Source organism: Neolewinella persica DSM 23188 (assembly GCF_000373105.1).
GTDB lineage: Bacteria > Bacteroidota > Bacteroidia > Chitinophagales > Saprospiraceae > Neolewinella > Neolewinella persica.
Map to the genome: position 1 here is coordinate 20280 of NZ_KB890426.1, position 25885 is coordinate 46164.

The following is a 25885-nucleotide window of genomic DNA, read 5'->3' on the forward strand; positions in this document are numbered from 1 at the left end:
TTGACCGATGCAGGCCAAGCTCCACGAATGAATTGGCTATTTGTTGGAGTGAATTTAATCAGTTTGTACTAGTACTTAAGGCGAGGCAGGAAATGAGCCCTGGAGCGGGGTAGGGCGCGGCTGCCTGAGGCCCACCAAGTCAATCCCCTCTCCTTCCAAGCCTACTCTAGGACCGAATATCAAACTCACACCACAAAGGATAATGGTCCGAAAGCATCCAGGAGAACTGGAGTTTTGAATACTTCTCCTCATCCCATAGCACGGGCACGAAATCATAATTGCCGCCAGTGCTGAATTTGAGGGAGAGCTTCGGTTTGTCGTCTTTGCCGTTGAACCAGGCAATCTGATCGTAATATTTGGTTTTGTCGAAGATCGAACGGGTAACTTCCGGGTCCTGCAGCGCTTCAGGTACGCAAAGGCCTTCGGAGAGAAAGGTCTTGTCCAGGAGATCCCCTCTTTCATCGATGTTGAAGTCGCCCAGCGCGATCAGGTTATGATCGTAAGCGTTGATGTTCTTTGCCCAACTACTGAGCCACCGCGCGATGCCCCGAAGTTCGGCAACGCGCTCCTTTGAGGATTTGCCGTACTTGATGTGCAGGGTGACAAGAATGAAGGTATTTCCTTCGGAGTTAAAACTGACGGCGTATGGGGAACGTACAAATTGCTCGGTCAGCGCGTCTTCGCCGGTTTCTGAAAGCCATTCCTTGGGGACGACAATTTCCCCGGCAAGGCCGGAAAGGTTTACCCGTCTGGTATCAAAAAGGTAAACCATCCGCTCGTCGTTGCCGGCGGCGCCGGCGGTCACGTCCGTGAGGAGGAACGACCAGTTCTTGCCCAATACTTTCAGGGTGTCTCGAAAAGCACGAAGATTACCCCTCACTTCCTGAATCGCAATTACGTCGAAGCGGGACATGATCTCGGCGATGTACCGAACGGAGGCCAAGTCCCGGCGGGGCGTGTCGTCTGGTCCGGATTGCCATACGCGCGACAAGTCCCCAAATGCCCGGATGTTCCACGAAGCAATCAGTAGGTTACGCTCAATCTGCTTGGGGGGAATCCGGCGATCAAGGTCCGCTTTCAGTGCCTGAAAGCGAGGGAGTAATTCTGGAGGCAATGGGTCGAGGATGGAAGGCATATTTTGAGGTTGATCGGGTGTAATATGGGAGAAAGGGCGAAGTCAGTATAGTTGGGAGCTTGCTCAGAACCATAAGAACGATTTGGACCGATCACTAATTTTAAAGGTGTTTATTAAATACAATTGCAGCTGCTAATTTTCTTCTTCAGCGGGGCGTTGTTGCAACAGACCAGGAGTAGGCTTTTTAAGCAAAAGCTCACCTTGGCCCAACCCTGCACCCGCGTCCGCGCCTCCTTGTACTACTTCGAGTACCCGTAAACAAATACCAGCAAGAGTTGGTGACCCCATATTTTAGCTTAATTCTTACACCCGCCCATACATGGAATCAACGATACATCCAGCCCCGTGGAGCCCTCTGAAGAGGTTCTCCTTCCGCTACATTTTTGTCTTTTTCACACTCATCATCCTACCATTTCCATTATCGGTGATTCCGTGGATTGGAGAATGGACCGAGTTTTACTCGGATCTGTACCCACCGCTGGTCGATTGGGTTGGAACCTACCTGCTGGGCATAGCGGACCCCATTGTGCACGAGGTAACGGGGAGCGGAGACACGCTCTATGATTGGGTTTGGTACCTGGTGTTGATTCTGCTGACGGTGTTGATAGGAACCATCTTCACCGTAGCTGACCGCCACAGAAAAAACTATGAACGGCTATACGGCTGGTTCCTGCTGATCCTGAGTTATTACCTAGCCTACACGCTACTTTCCTACGGCATCATTAAGCTGTTTCACCTGCAATTTTCACCTCCCGGGCTCTCGCGTTTATTCAATACCTACGGCCAGTCTTCACCGATGCGGCTGGTCTGGACCTTCATGGGGTCCTCCGCCACTTACACCATTTTTGCGGGGGCCAGCGAGACCCTTGCCGGGATACTTCTGTTGTTTCGGCGTACCCGGACGGTTGGCGCACTGTTGGCCTTTGGGGTTATGTTCAACGTCTTCATGCTTAACATGAGCTACGACATCCCCGTTAAGCTGTTTTCCCTCCAACTCGTTGTCATTAGCGTCTATATTGCAGCACGCCATTGGCGGCGGCTCTATACTTTCTTTCTCACGGAGCAGGCCGTTCCTGCGCCGTCTACCCGGTCGCTGGTCAGCTCCAACCGGGCTTGGTGGGTGCTGGTGGCGGTCCAGGTTTTATTTGGCGGTTTTGTCATCATCAGCCAGTTTAAGGGGGCTAAGGAGGGGCGAGACCAGTATGGTGTGGGCAGTCCAAGGTCAGCATTGTACGGCGTGTATAACGTCGATCATTTTGTGATGAACGGAGATACAATTCCTGATCGCTTGTCGGATACGGTCCGGTGGAAGCGGATCATTTTCGATTATCCGAAATTTACGCCGATCACCATGATGAACGACCATGATAAATACTTTGGCACGGAGATCGATACGACTGCCCGGACCATTATGTTTACGCAAAGGGGCGAAAATCAGGAAGCAGATGCCTTTACTTACGAACGGTCTGACGGAGAATTGCTGCTCAAAGGGATGATGAATTCGGATACGCTGGAAGTACACCTTAAACCCTATGACCTGAGTCGGTTTGGCTTGCTGAACCGTGGTTTCCATTGGGTCAATGAAGTGCCGTATAACCGGTACAATTACGATTAGGTGCATTAGGGCGGGGCCGCTGGTGCAGGGGGAGATTTTGATAAGCAGGGGGGGGGAGCCCCGTTCCTTGCGCTTGACAAACTTCTTTGCACCTGCGGCTCCGCCTGAAATTCCTGCCTACTTAACAATCTCGTCCCAGTCCACCTGATCATTGTGGCTATGCGTGAAGCCCATGGCCCGCTCCTGGGCGATGGTCTCACTGGCCCGGTAAGCCGCGACGTAAGTTTTACGCCATTTGGGGCTGGTGTTGCCACCGGAACCATGTACTATCCGCTCATCGTGGATCGTCATGCTACCGCGCTTAACGGGGAGGTAGACCACCTCGTCGGTAGGCTTACGGTCAATGACCAGGGTGTGGGAATCGTCGCGACTGACGGCGGCATCGTCCTCCTTTGCGCCCTTGGGCCGGTGGCTCCGCAATTCGGCTTCGAGGTTAGTTCCCGGAACCACCTGAAGACAACCGTTTTCGATGTCGGAATCACTAAGCGCCAGACTGAAAGTAGCCGTCCAGGTATTTGCTGTTTTGGGCCAATAGCCCAGGTCCTGGTGCATAGAAAACTCAGCATTTGCCTTATTAGGCCGCTTGGCCAGGAACTGCTCGTAGTCCATCGCAGGCTCTCCTGCTGTATAAAGTTGATTAGCAATGTTCTGGCTGACCCGATGATAAATATTGTTGACCAGTTCGCTCCGGTACTTACTGGGAAGCATAGCGTTGACGAGTTGAAAATCTTCCAGTGGAGTGCCGTAAGGCTGACTCATGTCACAGAAGTCGCGCCCCATGTTATCTGCCTCCTTGCCAGCAACGAAATGGTCGAACCAGGGGTCAATGGTCTTCATCTCCGTTTCGGTTAGCACGTCATGGATCACGATATAGCCGTCGCGCTTATAGGCAGTAATTTCTTCGGGCGTAATAAGGTAGTTCTCACCGCTGCGACGATGATGACCTGAGTCGGGATTGGTTACTCTTTTCATGTGCAATGATCTTTTTAGAATGCCGGAGAGGAACTACTCCGCAAAATAAGGAGTCAAAGGTTGGTCAACCCCAATTAGGCTACTAGTACACTGTAATCTAAGGTTCAATCTATAGTTTGCCCTGATTTCGCCTAGCGAATACACATTAGTTACCTCGGACAAAGTCCGGGGTGACGAACGAAGGACTAACCTTGCGACGCGCAGCGTCGTCAAACCTTAACGGCCCCTTTCGTTACCTGGTACTACGTCGTTCCTCCTTGTCCCAGACAACTCAAGTGCAGTCGCTACGCGACAACTAAAAGCAACGAAAACTTAGTTTACAAAATACCAGGTTTCGGATTTCCGATAATGATACAACTTTACCTGAAATTAATCTCCCCGAGAGACTACGAGGTTAATTCGTCGCGTCACTATCCGACCCTTATCAGTAGTGCCACTGATGTCCAGCCACTTAAGTCCGCCGACGTCCTGGGTTCGTAGGCTCATGGACCTGGGCTCTTCTGGTAGGGTAACCCGATCAATAGTCCCTTCTTCGCTCGGCACTTCGTACTCATTTGGGCCAGGAAAGGCGAGGCTGGTTTGTTTCAGAATGCGCTCGTCGGCACTTCGGAAAGTGAACAGCAGTTGCCCGTCTGCCAACTCCTCCGTAAACGTGGTCGGAAAATCGGTCCTAAGCCGCCCTTCGCCCCGGATCACGCGAAATAAATGAATACTATCTGAGGGTGGGCGGATTTCAAAAATGACCGTCACGATTGTTCCCCGGGGCTGCGCGGTAACCATAGGCGGAGTGGGGGAGACCGGCCGCATACAGGCGGCAAGGGCAAGGGTAAACATTATAACGATGAGGGCGCGCATGGTCTGGTGGATTGTAAAAAGGTTATAAGGTAGTTGAACGGCAATTGTTTAATTGGAAATTGCCTGCTTATTTCCGGACGAGCGGAACGAGCATCCCCACGCGGCAGCGACTGCCAACCATGAGCTGTTGAACTATAAACCACCTTAGTGTAGCCCTTAATGTCCTTAGTGTTCTTAATGGTTACCTACCTAGACGGACGAGCGGAGCGAGCATCCCCACGCGGCAGCGACTGCCAACTATGAGCTGTTGAACTATAAACCACCTTAGTGTAGCCCTTAATGTCCTTAGTGTTCTTAATGGTTACCTTAAGCGAAAAGTCTGCACGAATGCTCGAACTGCACCCCTTCCTTCCCGCCGATTGGGTTTACCCCGCAAGTTGGGTCGCGAATCAGGACGAACTTACCCAGTTCGCCGGCACCGAATTTCAATACCCCCTGGATGCCCGGCAGATCGCAGATTTCCTGGAATGGCCCAGCCATGAAGTTTTTAAAGCGACCTGCGAAGGCGAGGTCGTTGGCATGGCTGAAGTCATCTTTGTAGGCGACAAAGCCGCCCGCATCGGGCGGGTCATCATTGGAGAAAATGCACTGCGCGGTAAGGGCCTCGGCGGAGAATTGATGACCAAACTGGTTGCGCATATTCAGAACATCTTACATCGACCCACCGTCCGTCTCTACGTTTTTCGTTGGAACAAAGGAGCTGTTCGTTGCTACGAAAAGGTAGGTTTTGTCTTTACGGGGCAGAACACCATCGAGGTAAAGCAAGGAGATGAAGATTGGTGTGCGTTGGAGATGGAATGGAGGAACAGCTAAGGTTGAGGGTTTGTAGACCGATCGCGAACGGGGCCGTCAGGCTCCCGGAGCAGCTAACAGTGGCAGCTTTTTTGCGAAAGCGGGCAAAATCGCTGCGCTCCCTTGCCCGCTCTCGGGCCGGAAGCCCTCGACCATCCTTAATCCCGATAATCCAAAGGAGGCTTCCGGTCCCCCAGCAGCGCCTCATATTTAAAGTCCGCACCCCGACGCCGGTCCAACTCAGCTTTAGCTTTAGCGAGTAATTCAGGGTTTTGGAAGAACTCGATTCCCGTCAGCGTCATGGTTTTCGCAGCCACCATCATGCCTTTGGTGCCAATGCTTGTGCCGCCAGCCGCCACGGCCTGCCAGGAGTGTGGGGAAGTGCCCGGCACCCAGGTGGCGGTCCGTAGGGCCGTGGTTGGTACCGCCCAGCTAACGTCCCCCACGTCGGTGGAGGCACTGTAAGGTTTTTCCGGTGCCGAGAATGGCTGGACCTCTTGGGCAGCCGAAAGGTCCGTTTGCTTCGCTTCAGGAAGGGTAGCGGAAATCTTTTTGGCAAAGGCTTCCTCTTCGGCTGTATACGTTACCCCGCCGACAGTCTCCAGGTGTTTGTGGACAACCCTGGTCAATGTTTCGTTAGGCAGCAGGTTGAAAGAGCCATGAATGACTTCGAAGTCCATGGTCGTACCGGTGCCCAGGGCCGCGCCTTCGGCTGCCTTTACCACTCGGTTGAAGATGTTTTTAACCTCCCGCATCTGCGGATGGCGGACGTAGTAGAATACTTCGGCAAAGGCCGGGACTACGTTCGGGGCTTCGCCACCACTGGTGATGACGTAGTGGATGCGGGTAGTTTCAGGTACGTGCTCCCGCATCATGTTGACCATGTGGTTCATCGCCTCGACGCCGTCGAGGGCGGAGCGACCGAACTGCGGCGCAGCCGCAGCGTGAGAAGCTATGCCATAGAAGCGGAACTTGGCCGACTTGTTGGCAAGGGTAGAGCTGGCGTCTGCTCCGTTTTTATCCGATGGGTGCCAATTGAGGACGGCATCCACGTCGTCGAACAGACCGGCGCGCACCATGTACACTTTGCCCGCGCCGCCCTCTTCAGCTGGCGTGCCGTAAAGCCGGACGGTGCCGGAGCGGCCAGATGACATCAGCCATTCCTTCAGGGCGATGGCCGAAGCCGCAGATGCGGTGCCAAAAAGGTGGTGCCCGCAGGCGTGTCCTGCCTGGCTGCCTTCCCGGTTTTTTTTCTCTGGTACGGCTGCTTGGGAGACACCCGGCAGGGCGTCGTATTCCGCCAGCAGACCAATGACCGGTTTGCCACTTCCGTAGCTGGCGACGAAGGCCGTGGGAATATCCGCTACGCCTGCCTCAATGGTGAATCCAGCCTGCTTTAGCTCTGCCTGTAATAAGAGCGATGATTGTTCTTCCTTATACCCGAGTTCCGCCAACTCCCAGATTTGGTGAGCGATGTCTCCGTAGTGGTCAGTTTGGGCATCGAGTTGCTTTAGTACGGTGGCCGAATTGTCGGATTGAGCGAAGGTCAAAAAAGCAGAAAGGAGTAGCGGTAGCAAAAGGAGGTATCTCATGGGATGTTGGTTTGGTCTCAAGGTGTAAGTTAAGTTTGGCATCTTTATTAGTCGAAATAAAGGTTGAGCACTGGCCGACGCTGCCGCTCGGTCGCAGACCGCCGTCCGCCCGGGAATTAATCCCAATATTTATCATAGCTTGCACCTGGAGGTAAATGAGGGTTTTATAATCACCAATTACCATCCGTCAATTAAGAATTATTACTGATGCCCGACCACAACCCCATACGCCCCGGCGAAGAACTGGATTGGCCCCGCCTGGAAACCTACCTGCGCGAAGAATTGCCGAAATTGGAGGGGGAGATGACCGTTTCACAGTTCCACGGTGGCCACGCCAACCTTACTTACCTGATTAAATTCGGTGAAGAGGAACTGGTCTTGCGCCGTCCGCCTTTCGGCAAAATTGCCCCCGGCGCCCACGATATGCGGCGGGAATACCGGGTCCTGCACGGCCTTTCACCCTCCTTTGCTCCTGCGCCCGCGCCTCATTTGCTTTGTACGGACGACACCATCATCGGAAGTGATTTCATCGTCATGCAACGCCGGGAAGGCATCGTGATCCGCAATAAAATGCCGGATTGTTTTGCCGACATACCGGATGCGGCTACCCGCCTCTCCGCTGCGCTGATGAAGGTTTGCGCCGATCTTCACCTGGTCGATGTCGACGCCGCCGGCCTGCAGGAACTCGGCAAACCCGCCGGCTTCGCCGAACGCCAGCTGCGCGGCTGGACTAAGCGCTGGAACCTGGCCAAACTGGAAGAAAATGCCGACATGGACGCCCTGATGGATGCCTTGAATGTAGATGTGCCAGTTCCGCAGCGCGTCAGTATCGTCCACGGCGACCTCAAATTTGACAACTGCCAGTTTCAGCCCGATAACCCGGACCTGGTTACCTCGGTCTTCGACTGGGACATGGCTACGCTGGGCGATCCACTCTTCGACCTGGCGGGGCTACTGACCTACTGGCCGGAAAAAAATCCGGCAGATGTCCCCTTCCCTTTCCTGATCGGGGACTGGCCAGACAAAGCCTGGCTGAAAGAGCAATACGCTACCTACTCCGGCCTTGATTTAAGCAGAATGGATTGGTACGAAGCCTTTGCCTGCTACAAATCCGCCGTCATCGTTCAACAACTCTACGCCCGCTACGTAGCCGGTGCCACCAAAGATAAACGGATGGCAAAATTCGGTGAAGTTGCTAAAGCCTTTGCCCGCCTGGGCCTTAAAAAACTCCGCTAAGCCATGGACTTTAAATACAACGATAAGACCAACGACCTGCTGGCCCGCCTGACGGCCTTCATGGACGAGCACATTCATCCCATCGAGGACGATTACCGGATCTGGACGCACACCAACCTTTGGCAGGTTTACCCAGGGATGGAGGACCTCAAAACCAAGGCAAAAGCCGCCGGCCTCTGGAACCTTTTCCTGCCGGAAGACTACGGTGACTTTAGCCCCGGTCTCACCAATCTGGAATACGCGCCGCTGGCCGAACGCATGGGCCGGGTGCTGTGGGCCAGCGAAGTATTCAACTGCAACGCTCCGGATACCGGCAATATGGAGGTGCTGGCTAAGTATGGCTCTCCGGAAAACCAGGAAAAATGGTTGCGGCCCTTGCTTGCCGGGCAAATCCGCTCCGCTTTTCTGATGACGGAACCTGATGTGGCCAGTTCTGATGCCACCAACATTGAAACCAGCATTGTACGTGATGGCGACGAGTACGTCATCAACGGCCGTAAATGGTGGAGTACCGGGGCGATGAATCCGGAATGCAAGGTCTACGTCGTGATGGGGAAAACCAACCCTTCGGCCGACCGGCACCACCAACAGAGCATGATCCTCGTTCCGTCCGACACGCCCGGGGTGGAGATCGTCCGGCCGCTGGATGCTTTTCATACGCTGGACAGTCCCTTCGGGCACGCCGAGATTAAGCTGACCAACGTCCGGGTACCGGTGGGGAACCTGTTGCTGGGGGAAGGACGAGGTTTCGAAATCGCCCAGGGCCGGCTCGGTCCCGGCCGGATCCACCACTGTATGCGCTTGATCGGTGCAGCGCAGCGCAGCCTCGAACTGATGTGCGAACGGGTGAAGAGCCGGACGGCTTTCGGCCGGCCACTGAGCAAATTCTCCAGCATCCGGCAAGACATTGCCCGCTCCGCCTGCGAGATTGAGCAGGCGCGTTTGCTTACGCTTTCCGCCGCTGATCGGATTGACCAGGACGGCATTAAACACGCCAAGGAATTGGTGGCCATGATAAAGATCGTAGCACCGACGATGGCAGCAACGGTAGTTGATCGGGCCATCCAGGCGCATGGCGGTATGGGCGTCTCTTCGGCCGACACGCCGCTGGCGGACTTCTGGATTTATGCCCGCACCGTTCGCTTGGCCGATGGGCCCGATGAGGTGCATATGTTCCAGTTGGGGCGGTTGGTGATGGGGTAGAAACCCCCTCCCAACCCTCCCCACGGGGGAGGACTCACTAAAACGCTGCGCGTTTTTAATCGTGGCGCCAGATTTACAATTACATTATTACACGAGGCCAAACCTGTTTTAATTAGCTAACCAATGCTTGAGCATTAATTACCACATAAACGCGTAGCGTTTTCAAAAACTCCCTCCCCCGTGGGGAGGGTTGGGGAGGGGGAGCTACCAACAGATTATCAGGCATCAAATACAAATTAAGCGCATACCATGTCCGCCACTACCTCCCGAATCCCCCTCCATTTCCAAATCCTGATCGGCATCATTGTCGGTGTAGCGCTGGGGCTTGCGGCTGGCACCTTTGCCGGCGGCCAGGAGTTGATTACCAACTGGGTAAAGCCCGTTGGCGATATCTTTATCCGCCTGCTGAAGCTGATCGCCGTACCGCTCATCTTCGTTTCACTCACTAAGGGAATCAGTGACCTTAAGGACCTGTCAACGTTGTCTCGCATGGGCGTGCGCACCATCGCCTGGTACCTGGCAACGACGGTGTTTGCGGTGCTGCTGGGTTTGTTGCTGGTCAATTTTTTTGAACCAGGGGCCTTCGTCTCAGCGGAGACGATTGCCGGGTTGCAGGCCAATATGCCTGCGGGAATTGAGGGGAAAGTTGCGGTAGGTACGAGCAATGCTGCCGGAGGGCCACTTGACTTCTTTGTTCGAATGGTCCCGCAGAACCTGTTTGCTGCCCTAAGCGAGAACGGTAGCCTTTTACAGGTCATCTTCTTTACTATTTTCTTCAGCATTTGTCTGCTGTTGGTCCCGGCGGCACAGCAGGAGCCGATCAAAAAGCTCATTGATGCCCTGAATACGGTACTGCTGAAAATGGTCGATGTGATCATCCTGATCTCGCCCTACGCCGTGGTGGCCCTTATGGCCGCGCTCTTCGCGGAGACTTCGGACGCAGGGATTATTAAGGCACTGATCAGTTATGCGCTGGTTCTGTTGCTTGGGATGGCGATCATGCTGGCGATTTACCCTTTGTTGGTACGGTTTTATGCAGGGATGCCGATGATGACTTTCATTCGTGGTATTCTGCCGGCGCAGCTGGTGGCGCTATCGACCAGTTCGAGCATGGCAACTTTGCCCGTTACGATGGATTGCCTGGAAGAAAACCTGGGTATTGAAAACGAAGTGGTGAGCTTCGTCTGCCCGGTAGGCGCGACCATTAATATGGATGCGACCAGCCTCATGCAGGCCATTGCCACCGTCTTTGTTTGTCAGGTGCTGGGGCACGATTTGTCCTGGAGTGATCAGCTCATCATCGTTCTGACGGCCACACTTGCCAGCATTGGTGCGGCGGGTGCGCCAAGTGCAGGTATCGTCATGCTGGTCATTGTGCTGGAGTCCGTTGGCTTCCCGTCAGAAAACCTGCCGCTTGGCCTGGCGATGATCCTGGCGGTAGACCGGCCGTTGGATATGTGCCGGACGGTGGTCAATATTTCGGGAGACAGTTGTGTCGCGGTTTTAGTGAATAATAGCATGAGGGAATGATAGAATGGCTGCGGAGATATTTTAATATTCAATAGTGGCGGGGTCGCAGGTACAGGGTAAGTTGGAAGAGCAGTGGACGACCTGGACGAAGCTACCTCCGGTAACGCCGGCCTCTTGCCGCGTGGCGTTATACTGTGGGCCGTTGAGCGGGCGGTACTCGCCATCAAGCCGTTCGGTACCTTAACGCCGCGCTGCCGGAGGCAACCGCTTCCGCTCGGGCGCGGAGCGCCTTTCGTCCGGCCCCGGCATTGCTTCTAGTCCGTACCTTGCACCTGCGACCGCGCCAAATATGCCACTCAGTGAGTCACTCAACGATTCTCCAACTCAACAACTCACTTCTGGTGAGCAAGCACAGCACCACGATCGGCTAATGCGGTAGCCCCTTCACCCCTTCATTCATTCACACACTCACTAATGTCTGCTCCAAACCCCACCACGAAATTTCCCCTCGCCAATTATGATCGCCTCTGTTTCCTCAAGAACATCATTACCAATCCAAACATCGAGGTAGGAGATTACACTTATTACGATGACTTCGAGACCGTAGAGAATTTCGAAAAAAACGTCAGGTACCACTTCGACTTCGTTGGTGATAAGTTGATCATCGGTAAGTTCTGCATGATTGCCTCCGACGTGAAATTCATCATGAACGGAGCCAATCATCTGACGGATGCCTTCTCAACTTTTCCTTTTGCCATATTTGGTGAGGATTGGGCGGGGGCCATGGAAGGGCGTGCCTACCCGCGTAAGGGGAACCTGATCGTCGGAAATGATGTATGGATCGGATATAATGCCACGATCATGGCCGGCATAACGGTAGGGGATGGTGCCATCATTGCAACAAATGCCACGGTTGTGAAGGATGTTGCTCCCTATACCATCGTTGGCGGAAATCCCGCCCGGGAGATCAGAAAACGCTTTTCAGACGACACCATCGAAAAACTGCTGGCCCTGAAGTGGTGGGACCGTGACATCGACTGGATTACGTCTAATGTACAGGCGCTTACCGGGAGAAACTTCGATGATTTGACGTGAAATGCCATGGCCTGACCTGAGGTGAAAGATGGCACTTGAGCCCATGCATAAATGGTTCTGGAGGGGTAGGGATCGTAATTTGTAGACAAAACAATTAGTGGAAAAATCAATTATTGCCGGGTTTCATTTGGCTGATTGTGGAGCAATATCTATTTTGTCTCGTAATAAGCACATAGGATTTTGTCTTTTTTGAGTGAAGACTATGATTATGAGCTGCTTATCTACTGCCTGATTTCACACCGGAATACATTGACCGGCCCCATTTGATGCTAACGCGACACTGAAACTTACTCTACTGCTTCCGATTTTTTCGGAACAGTTGCCATATTTTAAACTTAGTCAACATTCACGATCATGAAGCAAAAATTTAATTTATTACGCATTGCAATGGCAGCTTTCTTGCTACTGATGCTTTGCGCCACGGCTGCGGCCCAACAAACCATATCCGGCACCCTGACGGATGAACAATCGGGGGACCCATTAATTGGGGCAAGTGTCCTTATTAAAGGAACTACCTCTGGTACGGTAACAGATTTTGACGGAAACTACTCTCTTCAGGCCAATGATGGGGACGTCTTGATTATTTCCTACACGGGTTACAAAACCCAGGAGATCACCGTTGGACCTGGCGTTAACTACAGCCCTGGCTTATCTAGTGGCGAGTTGCTTGACGAAGTGGTTGTTGTAGCCTACGGTAAGCAAAAGAAAGCTACCGTAACCGGAGCCGTTGTTGGCGTCCAGGGTGGTGCGCTTCAACAGTCGCCTTCCGTTAACCTCGGGGCCTCCCTGGCCGGGCGCCTGCCCGGCGTGGTGGTCATTCAGCCCAGCGGCGAGCCGGGTAACGATAACGCGGTCATCAACATTCGGGGTACGAACACACTGGGGAACAGCAGCCCACTGGTTGTCATTGACGGGGTACCTGACCGGGCCGGTGGCCTGGCGCGGCTCAGTCCGCAAGATATTGAATCCATTTCTGTTCTGAAGGACGCCTCTGCAGCCATCTATGGTGCACGAGCGGCCAACGGTGCCATTCTGGTAACCACCAAGCGCGGTACTTCCGGAAAACCGACCATCAGTTATGACTTCAACCAGGGTTTTTCTCAGCCAACAGTGCTGCCTGAAATGTCCAGTGCTGTAGAGTACGCCAACATCATGAATGAGCTACCGATTTACCAAACGGTACCGGTAAATGAGTGGTCGGCAGCTTCACAAGCTATCCGCACGTCGGGAACATATGATTCGCCTACTGCCGGTGTTGGTACGGTAAACGCCAACTTCAGCCCGGATGCCGTTCGGCAACATGGTGAGGGCAACGACCCCTGGGGATTTCCAGATACAGATTGGTTCGGCGACGCTTTCCGCACCTGGGCGCCACAGAGTCAGCATAACCTTTCCATACGCGGTGGAACCAAAGCAGTTCGCTACTTCTCTTCTGTTGGCTACACCAATCAGGAAGCATTTTATAAAAACACGGCAACTAAGTACAAGCAGTACAACTTCCGGATTAACCTGGATGCGGACGTCAGCCAGTACATCAAAACCCAGATTGGTTTCACCGCCCGCCGCGAGGCGCGTCGGTACCCAACCCAGAACGCCAACGCCATCTTCCGGATGCTGATGCGCGGCCGGCCAACGGAACCGGCAGTATGGCCCAATGGCTTGCCGGGACCTGACATCGAGAATGGTCAGAACCCAATTGTAATTACAACAAATGCAACCGGCTACGAGGACAGCCCGACGGATTACCTGCAGGCTAATGGCTCGGTAACCATCACTAACCCCTGGATTGAGGGATTGGGCATCACCTTCTCCGGTGCCGCTGACAACAGTAACACCCGTACCAAGCGTTGGGAAACACCCTGGCAACTGTACTTCTGGGATCGGGTAAGCTTCGAAGCAGATGGCGTAACGCCAATGCTGGAAGGCTCGGTCCGTTCGACTTTTACGGACCCGCGCCTGACCCAGGGTAACTCGTCAACCCTGAATACGAACCTCTCTACCCGGATTAACTACGATACCAGAATTGGTGACCATACCATCGGGTTGATGGCCGGTGTAACCCGGGAGACTTTCTCCGGGGAGAACTTCTTCGCCTTCCGTCGTAACTACATCTCCTCCGCAGTAGATCAGTTGTTTGCCGGTGGTTCCCTCGATCAATCAACCGGTGGTTCCGGTTACAACCGGGCCCGGCTTGGTTACTACGGTCGTGCACAGTACGACTATAAAGAGAAGTACCTCCTTGAATTTATTTTCCGCAACGATGGTTCCTACATCTTCCCGCAGCAGGACCGCTTCGGCTTCTTCCCCGGTGTTCTAGCCGGCTGGAACGTTACGAATGAAGACTTCTTCAACGTGCCCGGAGTTGACTTCCTGAAGCTGCGTGCCAGCTACGGACAGATGGGTAACGACCAGGTGTTTTTCAATGGTCAACTGCAAGAATTCGCCTACCTGTCTACCTACGGCTTTGGAGAATTTCCCATCAACAGTATTGTGGAAACTACCCTCCGCGAAGAGTTGCTGGCTAACCCCAGTTTCACCTGGGAACGGGCTAATAACCTGAACTTCGGTATTGATGCCATCCTGTTCAACAACCGGATCGACGTTAACCTGGAATACTTCATCAACAAACGGGACCAGATCCTGATCCAGAAGACCGGTTCTACGCCTGCTTCGTCCGGTATCAACAGCCTGCTGCCTCCGGTCAACGCTGGTGAAGTAGAGAACAAAGGCTTTGAATTCAACATTGGCTATAACGGTAAAGCAAGCAGTGCTTTCCAGTGGCGCTTCGGCATCAACGGTGGTTACGCGAAGAACAAGGTGATCTTCATGGACGAAATCCCGGGGGCACCAGAGTACCAGCTGATGGAAGGCAAGCCGATCGGTGCTTACCTGGTTTACCAGTCTGATGGTGTTTTCCGTGACCAAGCGGAAATCGATGCGGAGAACCTGGATTACAGTGCCGTAACGGCGCGCTTACTCCCCGGTGATATGAAGTTTGAGGACGTAAACGGTGACGGCCGCATCGACGGTGATGACCGGGTACGAATTGACGATAACGGCATCCCGACCTTCAACTTCGGTGCCAACCTTTCGGCGAGCTACAAAGGCTTTGACCTGACCGCTTTGATCCAGGGTGCTACGGGCTCTTCTCTCCGCGTCCAAACTGAATCTGGTGATATCGGTAACTTCCTCAAGTGGAGCCACGACAACCGCTGGAGTATCGATAACCCAAGTTCCGAACACCCACGGCTTGCCAGCCGGGGAGACACTTACTACACCGGTGGAAGCTTTGGTAACAACACCTACAATCTCTTCAGCAAGAACTACGTCCGCCTGAAGAACCTGGAGATCGGCTATACACTGCCAAGTTCGCTGACCGACCGATTCTCCATCGGTGGGCTCCGGGCGTACGTAAATGGCCTTAACCTGATCACTTTTGACAGCCTGGACTTTTTTGACCCGGAATCAACCGCAGGCAGTGGTGTTTACTACCCACAAACCCGTATCATAAATATGGGCATAAATCTCACATTCTAAACTAATTAAGCGGTTGTCCGTTACATCAATCAAGCAGGTTTTCATACCTTTATTGGTGTAACGGACTACCGCTGAATTATAAACTATCATTACACACGATTATGCAAGTACTAAAAAAATCCATCTGGAAGGTTATGGGGGCTACGGGAGTTTTCCTCCTGTTGTTGACCTCCTGTAACGACGACTTCCTGAATACGGAGCCGCTTGATAGTATTTCAAGTGAAGCAACCTGGGCCGACGGACCGCTGTCACAGGCCTTTATCTACAATGTGTACTCCTTCCTGGGGTACGGTGGTTTCGAAGAGCAGGGCCTTTCTTCCATCACGGATGAAGCCATGTTCACCCACGCGGGCCGGAATATTCGTCCCTTCAACGAAGGAACGGAAGATCCGACCAATACGGCCTGGATGAGTGCCACCTATGAATGGGGGCAGATGTACCTCGCTATCCGTCAGGCAAATGTTGCTATCGATAGGTTGCCCACCGCTACTTTCGAGGATACCGAATTGCGCGACCGTCTGCTCGGCGAAGCCCACTTCCTCCGGGCATACTACTACCACCAGCTGGCACGGTTTTATGGCGGCGTCCCATTGATTGATCGCCCTTATGGCCTTGACGAGGACTACTCCGTCGCCCGTAGTTCCTGGGCAGAAACGGTTGCCTTCATCGTAGCTGACCTCGATATGGCCGCTACTTTACTGAATGGTAAGCCGGAAACGCCCGGTCGTGCAAGCATGCTGTCTGCACAGGCCCTCAAGTCGCGTATCCTTCTGTATGATGCTTCAGACCTCCACCAATCGGACATGGTTTCCGGCATCTTCTCTGGTTTCTCTAACCTCGATCTGGTGGCTTCTTCCGGAGATCGCACGGCCAAATGGCGAGCTGCCCGCGACGCTGCTAAAGTAGTCGTTGATGCAGGTGTTGGTTACAAGTATGGCCTTAGTGCTCCGGTAGGGCCTGAAGAAGGCAAGGAAAACTTCATTGCCATTTCCATGGGCGGTGGTAGTGCGGTCGCTGATGCTTCGGCTGCCGTAGAATTGATTTTCCAACGTACGGCTACACCATTATATACTGTGGAAGACAACTGGCCACTGGGCGGCCTTAACCACGGCATTAATAACGGTCCGAACGGCTACAACAACTGGGCGGGTAACACCCCCATCCAGCAGATGGTAGACGACTACGAGATGATGGATGGTTCTACTTTTGATTGGGACAACCCCGATCATGCTTCTGCACCTTACGTTGATCGTGACCCACGTTTCTATGCCTCCGTCATGTACGACGGCGCTGGCTGGAAGCCACGGCCTTCCGCAGCAGCTGGCCTTGATCCGATGGACCAGATCCAAACTGGTTTCTACGATGATGGCAACGGCGGCACTGTAAATGGAGTCGATACGCGTTCTTCGTCCATCGAAAACTGGAACGGTACCCGTACGGCGTACTACCACCGTAAGTTCATTGATCCGAACCCTGCTTTGCCAGACAATCAGTCCAGTGCCCAGGTCGTCCCCTGGCCATTTATCCGTTACACGGAGGCGGTGCTGAACTTCGTTGAGGCCAGCATTGAGCTTGGCGAGGAGGACGCTGCCCGGCAATGGTTAAATCAAATTCGTTTCCGCGCAGGCATGCCCGCCATCTCCGATACGGGCGATGCCCTCCGGGAGCGATACCGCAACGAGCGCCGGGTAGAACTGGCCTACGAAGAGCACCGTTACCACGATGCCCGCCGTTGGTTGATTGCACCGGAAACTCTTGGTCGGATCATCCAGACGATGGACATCCGTGCTACGCTGCGGCCGGGCCAGACAGCACACGTGCCGTACCGGTATGACCCCGCAGTTTATGATTACTCCTACACCGTAGTTGAAAATACGGAGAATGAGACCCGTTCCTGGGACAACAAGATGTACTTCCGCCCCATCACGCGTGATGAGATTAACCGGAACAGCCTGTTGGTTCAGAACCCGCTTTACTAGGCGGCGTGTTGCGCCGTCAATAGTTGCAGGTTACAAGTTGCAGGTTGCAGGTTACAAGTTACAAGTTGTAAGTTGCAAGTTGTAAAACCAATAAACCCGCTTACTTCTTAATGGAGTAAGCGGGTTTTCTTATTTTACCGGCGCCGTGAATTTTAACGGCGCCTATCCATCGACATGCCAGCAATTATCCGAAATTTTATCCTGGTCCTTGGCTTGCTTTGCCTGCTCCAATGTTCCGACACTGCACCTGCGGCCGCGCCCGAAAATGCGGACGAAACGCTGTTTACTTTACTGTCTGCCACGGCAACGGGCATCAATTTTGAGAATCGGCTCACGGAGGGACCGAATACGAATATTCTGGTCTACGAATATTTCTATAATGGAGGAGGCGTTGCTGCCGGCGATTTGAATGGGGATGGGAAAACGGACCTGTATTTTACCGCGAATATGGCCGAGAATAAGCTGTACCTCAACGATGGAGCCCTGAAATTTAGCGATGCAACAGCGGCTAGTAACGCTGGTGGCAGGCCTGGGCCATGGAAAACGGGCGTAACGGTGGCCGACGTCAACGCCGACGGGAAACTGGATATTTATCTGTGTTATTCTGGCGCACTGCCCGCCGAGAAAAGGGCCAACCAATTACTGATCAATCAGGGAAATGATGCCAATGGTGTCCCTCTGTTCAAAGACGAAGCATCCGCTTACGGACTAGCCAGTACTGCTTTCAGTAACCAAATGTACTTCTTTGACTACGACCAGGACGGAGATCTGGACGGGCTATTGCTTAACCACAATCCGAAATCGTTGCCGGTACTGAACGTGGCCAAAACGAAGGAGATGTTGCAACAAGCTGACCCGCAACGCGGGCTGACGCTGTATAGAAACGACGGTGGAAAATTCAAGGATGTGACGACGGCGGCAGGCATCAGCGGATCGGCACTGAGCTATGGCCTGGGCTTGGCCATTTCCGATCTGGACCGGGATGGAGATCCTGATTTTTACGTCTCCAACGACTACGAAGTACCCGATTTTCTGTACTATAATAACGGTGACGGAACCTTCACGGACCGACTAGGGAACCAGATGGGGCATACCAGTCATTTCTCGATGGGCAACGACATTGGAGACATCAATAACGATGGCCATCCGGATATTTTTACGCTCGATATGCTCCCGGCGGATAACCGTCGGCAGAAACTACTGATGCCCGACGATAATCGTTCCAAACTGGACCTTAATCTGGAGAGTGGCTTCCATCACCAGACGATGCGGAACATGCTTCAGCTTAACCAGGGCAACGGCTCCTTTGCGGAGATTGGCCGGCTGGCGGGCGTTGCGATGACGGACTGGAGTTGGTCGGCTTTATTTGCCGATTTTGATAACGATGGCTGGCAGGACCTGCACGTGACGAACGGCTACCTGAAGGACTATACCAATATGGACTTTATCAGTTTCATGGAGGATTACGTGGCGAAAAAAGGGCGGTTGCAACGGGCTGATTTACGGGGTATTTTGGAAGAAATGCCCGCTTCCGACGTCAATAACTATGCTTTCGGAAACCAGGGAGATAAGACTTTTGCGGACCAGACTAAGGCCTGGGGCTTAGCCCGGCCGTCGAACAGCAACGGGGCGGTGTACGCTGACCTGGATGATGATGGCGACCTTGATTTGGTGGTGAATAATGTGGATCAGCAGGCTTTTGTGTATCGAAATAATAGCCAGGATCAGCATTATTTATCGGTAGTACTGGAAGGAGGGAAAGGGAATACTTTTGGGGTAGGAACCAGGGTCGAGGTAACGGCAGAGAACGTGACCCAATCCCGGGAGATGTACTCAAACCGTGGCTATCTGTCCAGTGTCGATCCCGTGCTGCATTTCGGTTTGGGCGCGCGGACGCAGGTGCAAAGGGTGGTGGTCACCTGGCCGGATGGCAGCGTACAAACCCTGGAGGATATTGCGGTGGATCAAAGGCTGGTCTTCCGCCAGGATGCAGCAAGCAAAGGGGGAATGGATAAAGAAATAAAGGAAGGGACAGCCTTTGTTGAAGTCACCTCACCGTTGCCTTACGTCGATCAACTTTCTGGAAAACGGGACTTTGATGCGGAACCGCTTTTACTGCGGGAATATTCCCACTTCGGCCCGGCGATCACCGATGAAGGCCAGTTGGTTGCGCGGAATAACAAGGTACTCGCTTATACTTCTGGTGAGCCCATTGTTTCGTTTCTTGGCAATAGTTACGTTGAAGGTAAATATCCGCAAGCAGACGATGTGACCATTAGGATAGACGGAGGAACACCCTTAAAACTTCCAAATAATTTGGAAAACGTCAGTAAAATCAACGCTGCTATATGGTCTGACTTGAATAGGGATGGTAACAAAGAACTGATTATTGCCGGAGAATGGACCCCGCTGCTGGTTTATTCTTTGGATGGTGAATCCCTGGTAGATGTGACCAAAACATACTTCTCCACGGACCATCACGGCTGGTGGACTGCTCTCCACCTTTCCGACCTCAACGGAGACGGCCAACCAGATATCGTCGCCGGCAACCAGGGCCTCAATAACCTTTTCACCGCCAGCAAAGAACGACCGGTAGAACTCCACGCCGCTGATCTGGACGACAACGGCAGCATCGATCCCGTCCTAAGCTACTACGCCCCCGACGGGAAGCGATACCCCGACGCCACTAAGGACGAACTCCTCAAGCAGCTGGCCGGACTCAAACGACGCTACGTCTCTTATGCCAGCTATGCTGACCAGACCCTGGAGGAGGTATTTCCCGAATGGCCACAGGAAACCATTCACCTTACTGCTGATCGTCTGGAAACAACCCTCTACCTCAGCCAGCCGGACGGAACCTACCTCGCCTCACCTTTGCCGCTGGAAGCACAGTACGCGCCGGTCCATACCATCACGGAACTGGATTATAACTCGGATGGCCACGCCGACCTGCTGCTCTGTGGAAATGACAATATGGAGAAACAACGCTGGGGAAAGTCTGATGCGAATTCCGGCGTTCTGTTGCAAGGAGATGGAAAAGGCGGATTTGTCTACGTGCCACAGACTAAATCTGGTTTCAATTTGCGGGGAGACGTAAGAAATGTGGTGATGGTGGAGGATCTTCTTTTATTTGGGATCCGGGGTGGCAAGGCCGTGACGTATAAACAACAACGGACAAATTTGAAATGAGTAGTATGGTGATTAAAGCAGATCAGAACTTTAAGGCAGGTGTTTCATCTTTTCGCGCGGAGCAGCGGAGTGGCGGAACAGCGCGGAATAGTTGTTGCAATACCTCCGCGCTGCTCCGCTGCTCCGCCGCTTCGCGCGAGAATTCTTCGAAAGCAAATAGAGGTGGATTAGCTGCCTATTGGGTAAGGATGGTTCGTGGGACTACGATGCTATTCCTTTTATTGGGTATGTTTAGCTGTGGCCCCAGTAGCACTTATACTGACGCCGAAATCGCTACCGCCTGGGCTGATCTGACCTTAGATCTCACGAAAGGGACCCCTGGCAACAGCCCCACCTACGCCTCCCGCTGCCTGGGCTACATTGGTTTGACAATGTACGAGTCGGTTGCCCCCGCGTATCCGGAGAAGCGCAGCCTGGCGGGCCAACTCAGCATGTTGGCCCGGCTTCCGGAACCTGATGAAGGGAAAGAATATAACTACCCGCTGGCCATGAGTACGGGCCAGGCGGAGATACTCCGAAGTTTGTACAACCATACTTCCGACGCCAACAAAACCAGGATCGATTCCCTGGAAAAAGCGATGGATAACTATCTGCGGGAGACTATGGCTACTGATGTCGCTGATCGGTCCGTTTCCTTCGGCAAGCGGATGGCCAGGGCCATTTTTGAGTGGTCCAAAAGCGATGGCGGGCATCGGGCTTACCTGCGTAATTTCGAGAAAGGAATTGTCCATCCCGACGTACCGGGCAGCTGGAAGCCACCCTTGTTTGCGCAGTCGTTCAGTCACCATCCGTTGCATCCGTACTGGGGGCAGAACCGGCCGTTTCTGCCGGCGAATTATAGGATGGAAGCACCTGAATACATTACCTACGATACGCTGCCAGGGTCGCCGTACTACGAGCAATTTCTGAAAGTGTACGAGGCAGATCTGGCGCTGACGCAGGAGCAAAAAGAGATTGCCCTATGGTGGGGAGATGACCCGGACGACACCTTCACTCCGCCGGGACATTCCTACTACATCGCCACCCAGGTTTTAACCGCAAGGGACGCCGACCTGATCACCCGCGCGGAGACCTACGCCCGCGTTGGAATTGCCGTGGCGGACGCCTTCATCAATTGCTGGAAGTGGAAGTACCAGTTCTTTAGTGAGCGGCCTAATACCTACATCCCCGCCGTTATCGATGAGGAATGGGAATCTTTTTGGCCGGATCCGCCGTTTCCGGCCTTTCCGTCGGGGCACGCCATCCAGGCGGCTGCCGCCGCCACAGTACTGGAAGGCCTCCACGGCCCCGACTTCGTGTTTACCGACCGCAGCCACCTCGGCCGCCCCTACGACGAAGAACGGGAAACGGGCTGGCAAGAACGCCCATTCACCAAGTTCTGGGATGTTGCGCTGGAGACGGCCGATTCCCGCTTCTATGGCGGCATTCATACGCCGCAGGACAATGATCGGGGACTGGAGAAAGGAAAGGAAGTGGGGGAGAATGTTAATGGGTTGAGTTGGGATAAGTAAGGGGCGGGTGCCTCCAGATGCTGGGCTGAAGGGTCCCGGAGGGATCAACCTTTAATTGCCCGGTGAGGTGGAACACCGAGTCCCGGGGTTGGAAATGAGGTGGCAACTTGGCGGCGCGGAGCGCCGCATCGATAAGGGATATCACTTCAGGCCCCGGGTAAAAGCCCGCTACGCGACCTTTCATCTTAAAGGTCGCCCCCTACGGGGTCATGATTCCCTTGCACCTGCGGCCGCGCCCTAAAGGCCTACTCAACCACCACCAACTTCCGATAAACAACCCCATCCCGAAACGCTACCCGTAGCAAATAAGCTCCCGCTGGTACCCCTACCAATGAAAGCTGTACCTCCCGGCGGTCACCTGGTGGATGTAGCCGAGCGATCGTTTGCCCGGCAGTACTTAGTAACGCTACGCTTAAGACATCTTTGGCGGTCCTGATCGCTACCTCCCCCGAAGCCGGGTTAGGAAACACCCCTATCTCCCCCAAATCGAAGCCCGGCAAACTTGTCAAAGTAGTAATCGTAGCGGCAGCGCCGGAACTAAGGTTAGTAAAAGAGCCGGAAGGCGTAGTGGTCAGTTTTCCTGCCCGGACAAGGTATTGATGAGCTACCTCAGCACCCTGGCTGGAAGCCTGAAAGTCAGTACTTGTCGTTGAATCAATCAGTGCATAAACTTCCTCTGAGGCCATCCGTAAATAGATGTAATATTGATCTATTTCTTCACCAGATGGAGACCAAGTTAGATGGATGACATCGCCTTGTTCGGCCAGCGCTAAGTCCGTCGGCGGAGCCACGATATAACTCTTCAACGTAGGGTCGCCAAGCAGATTGACGTGGACCCCCCTGGGAAAAAAATCCGCCGTATAAATCGTATCGTTGTTTTGGGTCGTCGTCGTTGCGTGCGCCAGAGGATATCCGATCCCCATACTGTGAAAATGCCAGTGCGGCGCACCGGCCCAAACGGCCGATAGGGTAGTGCCGGAGCCGATTACAGCCCGCATGTAGTTGTCCTCAAAATCGTAGTCGCCAAAATAAGAGCCGAACCAACCGGTGAAGACCGCCTTGAAGTCGCTGCGAGCATAAACGAAGCTACTGCCGAGGTTGCCGGCCGCCGTTTGGGAGCCGCCACCGGCGCCATAAAACCAGAGATAGGTATCGTTGAAAACGTCTTCCCATTCGTCGTAAGTAATGTTCTCGGGACCTACCAACGGACTGAAGTTCCGGATGCCATTCTGACCAAGTGCACCTCGCCAGGGGTTCGTATTTCGCATGGCCGCGCGTTGGTTGATGGTGATCCGTTTGGTCCGGTAAGCGATGTCCTTTTGCAGGTATTCCCGGAGCAGTTGGTATTCATCCTGGTTGAAAACCGGCATATTGGAGAAATCCACCCGGCCGACGGCAACTTCCACATCGCTGGGAAGGAAGGATTGGTCCCATTTACCATCGCCTGGTACGTTGTGGTTGATGGTGTTTTCCGCCTGGGTTATGGTTACCTCGGTATCCGTCCAGGTACCGTCGAGATCACCGTAGTAAATGTCGGCCGACCAGGCACCCCGGTGGGTCGGGTGGGCGTCAGGCTTGATGTCTCCGGAATGAGGAACGGGAACATCCCCAAGTAATAATACGGCCGAAAAGGGGCTGGAACTATGAGCGGCAATGATGGCTGCTTTGACGTCGCTGACGTTGGCATTATCGTCGATGATCAGCGTACGTGCCTGCCAGCCGTCGGTCTCCACTAAGGCAAGGTATTCGTTGACATCAGGTTCGATCTGGCTTTGCGTCCCCGAGGTCAGCACGAGGAGGAGCTCCCCGGAGTGATGAACCGCTGGCCGTTCGATACTGGAAAGAACGTAGCCGTAGCCTTCGACACCCTCCACGTATTTGACCACCTTGTATTCGTACAGCGCGTGTGGCCGGACGTCAGTATCTACGTACTGCGTAGTACCAGCCGGGTAGCTGGAGATCTTCTCTCCCCAAGTACTGTCCTGGTATTCCCGCCGATAAAGGTCATAGCTGAGGGTGCGTGGGTCTTGTATCCAGTTAACCGTTATTGTCGGAGGGGCAGTGCTGACTTCGGCGGTTAGTTTTACGGATTGGTCTACGTCGAAGAAGACCTGGGCAACGAGGAAGCCGGGAAGCAGAAGAAACAGTATTTGACAGGTGGTTTTTCTCAAGGTGCCAGGGGTAATTATCTGCTCGTTAAAACAGGTGGTTATGCGACTACATCAGTTGGTGGATTTCTATATGTTTGAACCGTTGGTTCAATGTCTGTGCAAGGCTAAGTTAAGAAATCAACAATCATTGCCAGGGAACTTGTGCCGAATACTGTACCCGCCCCCGGATGGAAGGGCGGGCTTGCCGAATCAGATGCACCTTTTGCCTATCCCAATCTATAGCTTACCTCGCTGGATAGGTTGAGGAACCTTGATAATATCGATAAGCTGTAACGGCAGCAAAAGGTGTGCTTTGGCCAGAATTCATTTGGTTGACGGTTACGGGTGATTAAATGATCATGGGTTTGGTCAAGCAGATATTTGACCACATCATTTAGCAGGAGTTTCAGAAAAAGGGAAAAGTAAAGGCAAAAAGGGGTAGTGCAGAACTACTTAAAGCCAAACACCTCCCTCACTTCCAACAGTTTCTGATTAGCTAGTTGCGATGCCTGACGTTCAGAATGTTGCAGGACTTTCTCCAACTCTGCCGGGTCGTTCAGGTACCGGTTGTATTCTGATCGTGTCTCACCGTATCGGCTCATAATCAGTTCGAACAGCTCTTTTTTTGCCGCCCCGTAGCCGAATCCACCGGCCAGGTAGTTGGCCCTTAAGGCTGAAGTTTGCTCTGGTGCCGCCATCAATTTATAGATGTTGAATACGTTACAGGTGTCCGGATCTTTAGGCTCTTCTACTGGCGTAGAAGAAGTGACGATGCTGTTAATCTTCTTCTTTAGCTTCTTTTCCGGCAGGAAAATGTCGATGAAGTTATTGTAAGATTTACTCATTTTCCTGCCGTCAATACCGGGGACGATCATCACCTCTTCACTTGTCCGACTTTCAGGAACGACAAAGATATCTTTACCGTAGTGGCTGTTTATCCTTCGGGCTACGTCTCTGGCAAACTCAACGTGTTGCAATTGGTCTTTACCGACGGGCACATATGCCGCATCGTAGAGGAGAATGTCGGCACACATCAATACCGGATAGGTAAAAAGTCCAGCGTTTACATCCTCCAGGTTGTCGGCTTTATCCTTAAAGGAGTGGGCAAGCGATAAGCGGGAAAAAGGCATGAAGCAGCCCAGGTACCAGGACAGTTCAGTTACCTGAGGAACTTTGGACTGTCGATAAAGGAGATGCTTTTCGACGTTCAAGCCTAAGGCGAGCCAGGTGGCCGCAACGGAGTGAGTATTATCAATCCTGGTTTGTGCTTCCTTGATGGAGGTCAGGGAGTGCATGTCCGCAATAAAGAAAAAGCTCTTTTCGGTGGCTCGTTCAGACATTTCAATGGCTGGTTCGATCGCGCCGAGAATGTTCCCCAGGTGAGGAATTCCAGAACTTTGGATGCCGGTTAATATTCTTTTACTCATGATGTTTCCTTTTGGCTGGCGGCGAAGTTAAAACAGTTTCAGTCGAGAAGGCTATCTTGCCCGTTAAGGTGTGGATAACAAATTGCATCTAGATGCTAGCTTAGCAGCCGTCGGATGGAATTTTTGC

General features: G+C 53.2%; 16 protein-coding genes. 10 read left to right on the forward strand and 6 right to left on the reverse strand.

Annotation, left to right across the window (positions count from 1 at the left end; translation table 11 throughout):
- Positions 1-166: 166 nt before the first annotated feature.
- Positions 167-1135 (reverse strand): endonuclease/exonuclease/phosphatase family protein, encoded by a 969-nt coding sequence (locus B036_RS0110370; protein WP_020568644.1) that lies wholly within the window; start codon positions 1133-1135, stop codon positions 167-169.
- Between the two features lie 319 nt (positions 1136-1454).
- Here B036_RS0110370 and B036_RS0110375 point away from each other — a divergent pair, with 319 nt between their 5' ends.
- Positions 1455-2750, forward strand: coding sequence for a DoxX family protein (locus tag B036_RS0110375; protein ID WP_044102398.1), 1296 nt, complete (start codon positions 1455-1457; stop codon positions 2748-2750).
- 117 nt (positions 2751-2867) lie between these two features.
- Here the strand turns inward: B036_RS0110375 and B036_RS0110380 are convergent, their stop codons facing one another.
- Both B036_RS0110380 and B036_RS0110385 read right to left on the reverse strand, forming a co-directional pair.
- Complete coding sequence (locus B036_RS0110380) at positions 2868-3722, reverse strand: phytanoyl-CoA dioxygenase family protein (protein WP_020568646.1); 855 nt, start codon at positions 3720-3722, stop codon at positions 2868-2870.
- A 369-nt stretch (positions 3723-4091) separates the two neighbouring features.
- Positions 4092-4577: a hypothetical protein gene (locus B036_RS0110385; protein WP_026231864.1), complete on the reverse strand. Its 486-nt coding sequence runs from the start codon at positions 4575-4577 to the stop codon at positions 4092-4094.
- Positions 4578-4904: 327 nt separating this feature from the next.
- Here B036_RS0110385 and B036_RS0110390 point away from each other — a divergent pair, with 327 nt between their 5' ends.
- Positions 4905-5390, forward strand: a complete 486-nt coding sequence (locus tag B036_RS0110390) for a GNAT family N-acetyltransferase (protein ID WP_020568648.1) — start codon at positions 4905-4907, stop codon at positions 5388-5390.
- 137 nt (positions 5391-5527) lie between these two features.
- Here the strand turns inward: B036_RS0110390 and B036_RS0110395 are convergent, their stop codons facing one another.
- Positions 5528-6961 carry an amidohydrolase gene (locus B036_RS0110395; protein WP_020568649.1) on the reverse strand — a complete coding sequence of 478 codons (1434 nt, stop codon included), beginning with the start codon at positions 6959-6961 and terminating at the stop codon, positions 5528-5530.
- A 207-nt stretch (positions 6962-7168) separates the two neighbouring features.
- Between B036_RS0110395 and B036_RS28885 the strand changes: the two genes are divergently transcribed.
- The 8 genes from B036_RS28885 (at position 7169) to B036_RS0110435 (ending at position 22181) form a co-directional block, all read left to right on the forward strand.
- Positions 7169-8197 carry a phosphotransferase family protein gene (locus B036_RS28885; RefSeq protein WP_020568650.1) on the forward strand — a complete coding sequence of 343 codons (1029 nt, stop codon included), beginning with the start codon at positions 7169-7171 and terminating at the stop codon, positions 8195-8197.
- Between the two features lie 3 nt (positions 8198-8200).
- A complete protein-coding gene (locus tag B036_RS0110405) occupies positions 8201-9400 on the forward strand; it encodes an acyl-CoA dehydrogenase family protein (RefSeq protein ID WP_020568651.1) in 1200 nt (399 codons plus the stop codon).
- Positions 9401-9649: 249 nt separating this feature from the next.
- Positions 9650-10930 carry a dicarboxylate/amino acid:cation symporter gene (locus tag B036_RS0110410; RefSeq protein WP_020568652.1) on the forward strand — a complete coding sequence of 427 codons (1281 nt, stop codon included), beginning with the start codon at positions 9650-9652 and terminating at the stop codon, positions 10928-10930.
- 414 nt (positions 10931-11344) lie between these two features.
- Positions 11345-11965: a CatB-related O-acetyltransferase gene (locus tag B036_RS0110415; protein ID WP_020568653.1), complete on the forward strand. Its 621-nt coding sequence runs from the start codon at positions 11345-11347 to the stop codon at positions 11963-11965.
- Between the two features lie 354 nt (positions 11966-12319).
- On the forward strand, positions 12320-15502 hold the full coding sequence (locus tag B036_RS0110420; RefSeq protein WP_020568654.1) for a SusC/RagA family TonB-linked outer membrane protein: 3183 nt from the start codon (positions 12320-12322) through the stop codon (positions 15500-15502).
- A 101-nt stretch (positions 15503-15603) separates the two neighbouring features.
- Entirely contained in the window at positions 15604-17481 is a 1878-nt protein-coding gene (locus B036_RS0110425; RefSeq protein WP_020568655.1) for a RagB/SusD family nutrient uptake outer membrane protein, read from the forward strand.
- 174 nt (positions 17482-17655) lie between these two features.
- Entirely contained in the window at positions 17656-20670 is a 3015-nt protein-coding gene (locus B036_RS28890; RefSeq protein ID WP_020568656.1) for a VCBS repeat-containing protein, read from the forward strand.
- Positions 20671-20675: 5 nt separating this feature from the next.
- Positions 20676-22181, forward strand: a complete 1506-nt coding sequence (locus B036_RS0110435; protein WP_211217386.1) for a vanadium-dependent haloperoxidase — start codon at positions 20676-20678, stop codon at positions 22179-22181.
- 245 nt (positions 22182-22426) lie between these two features.
- Here the strand turns inward: B036_RS0110435 and B036_RS0110440 are convergent, their stop codons facing one another.
- Both B036_RS0110440 and trpS read right to left on the reverse strand, forming a co-directional pair.
- The gene (locus B036_RS0110440; protein ID WP_020568658.1) at positions 22427-24352 is read right to left on the reverse strand and encodes a hypothetical protein; all 1926 of its coding nucleotides are present in this window, start codon (positions 24350-24352) and stop codon (positions 22427-22429) included.
- 428 nt (positions 24353-24780) lie between these two features.
- The gene (gene trpS / locus B036_RS0110445) at positions 24781-25758 is read right to left on the reverse strand and encodes a tryptophan--tRNA ligase (RefSeq protein ID WP_020568659.1); all 978 of its coding nucleotides are present in this window, start codon (positions 25756-25758) and stop codon (positions 24781-24783) included.
- Positions 25759-25885: the final 127 nt, after the last annotated feature.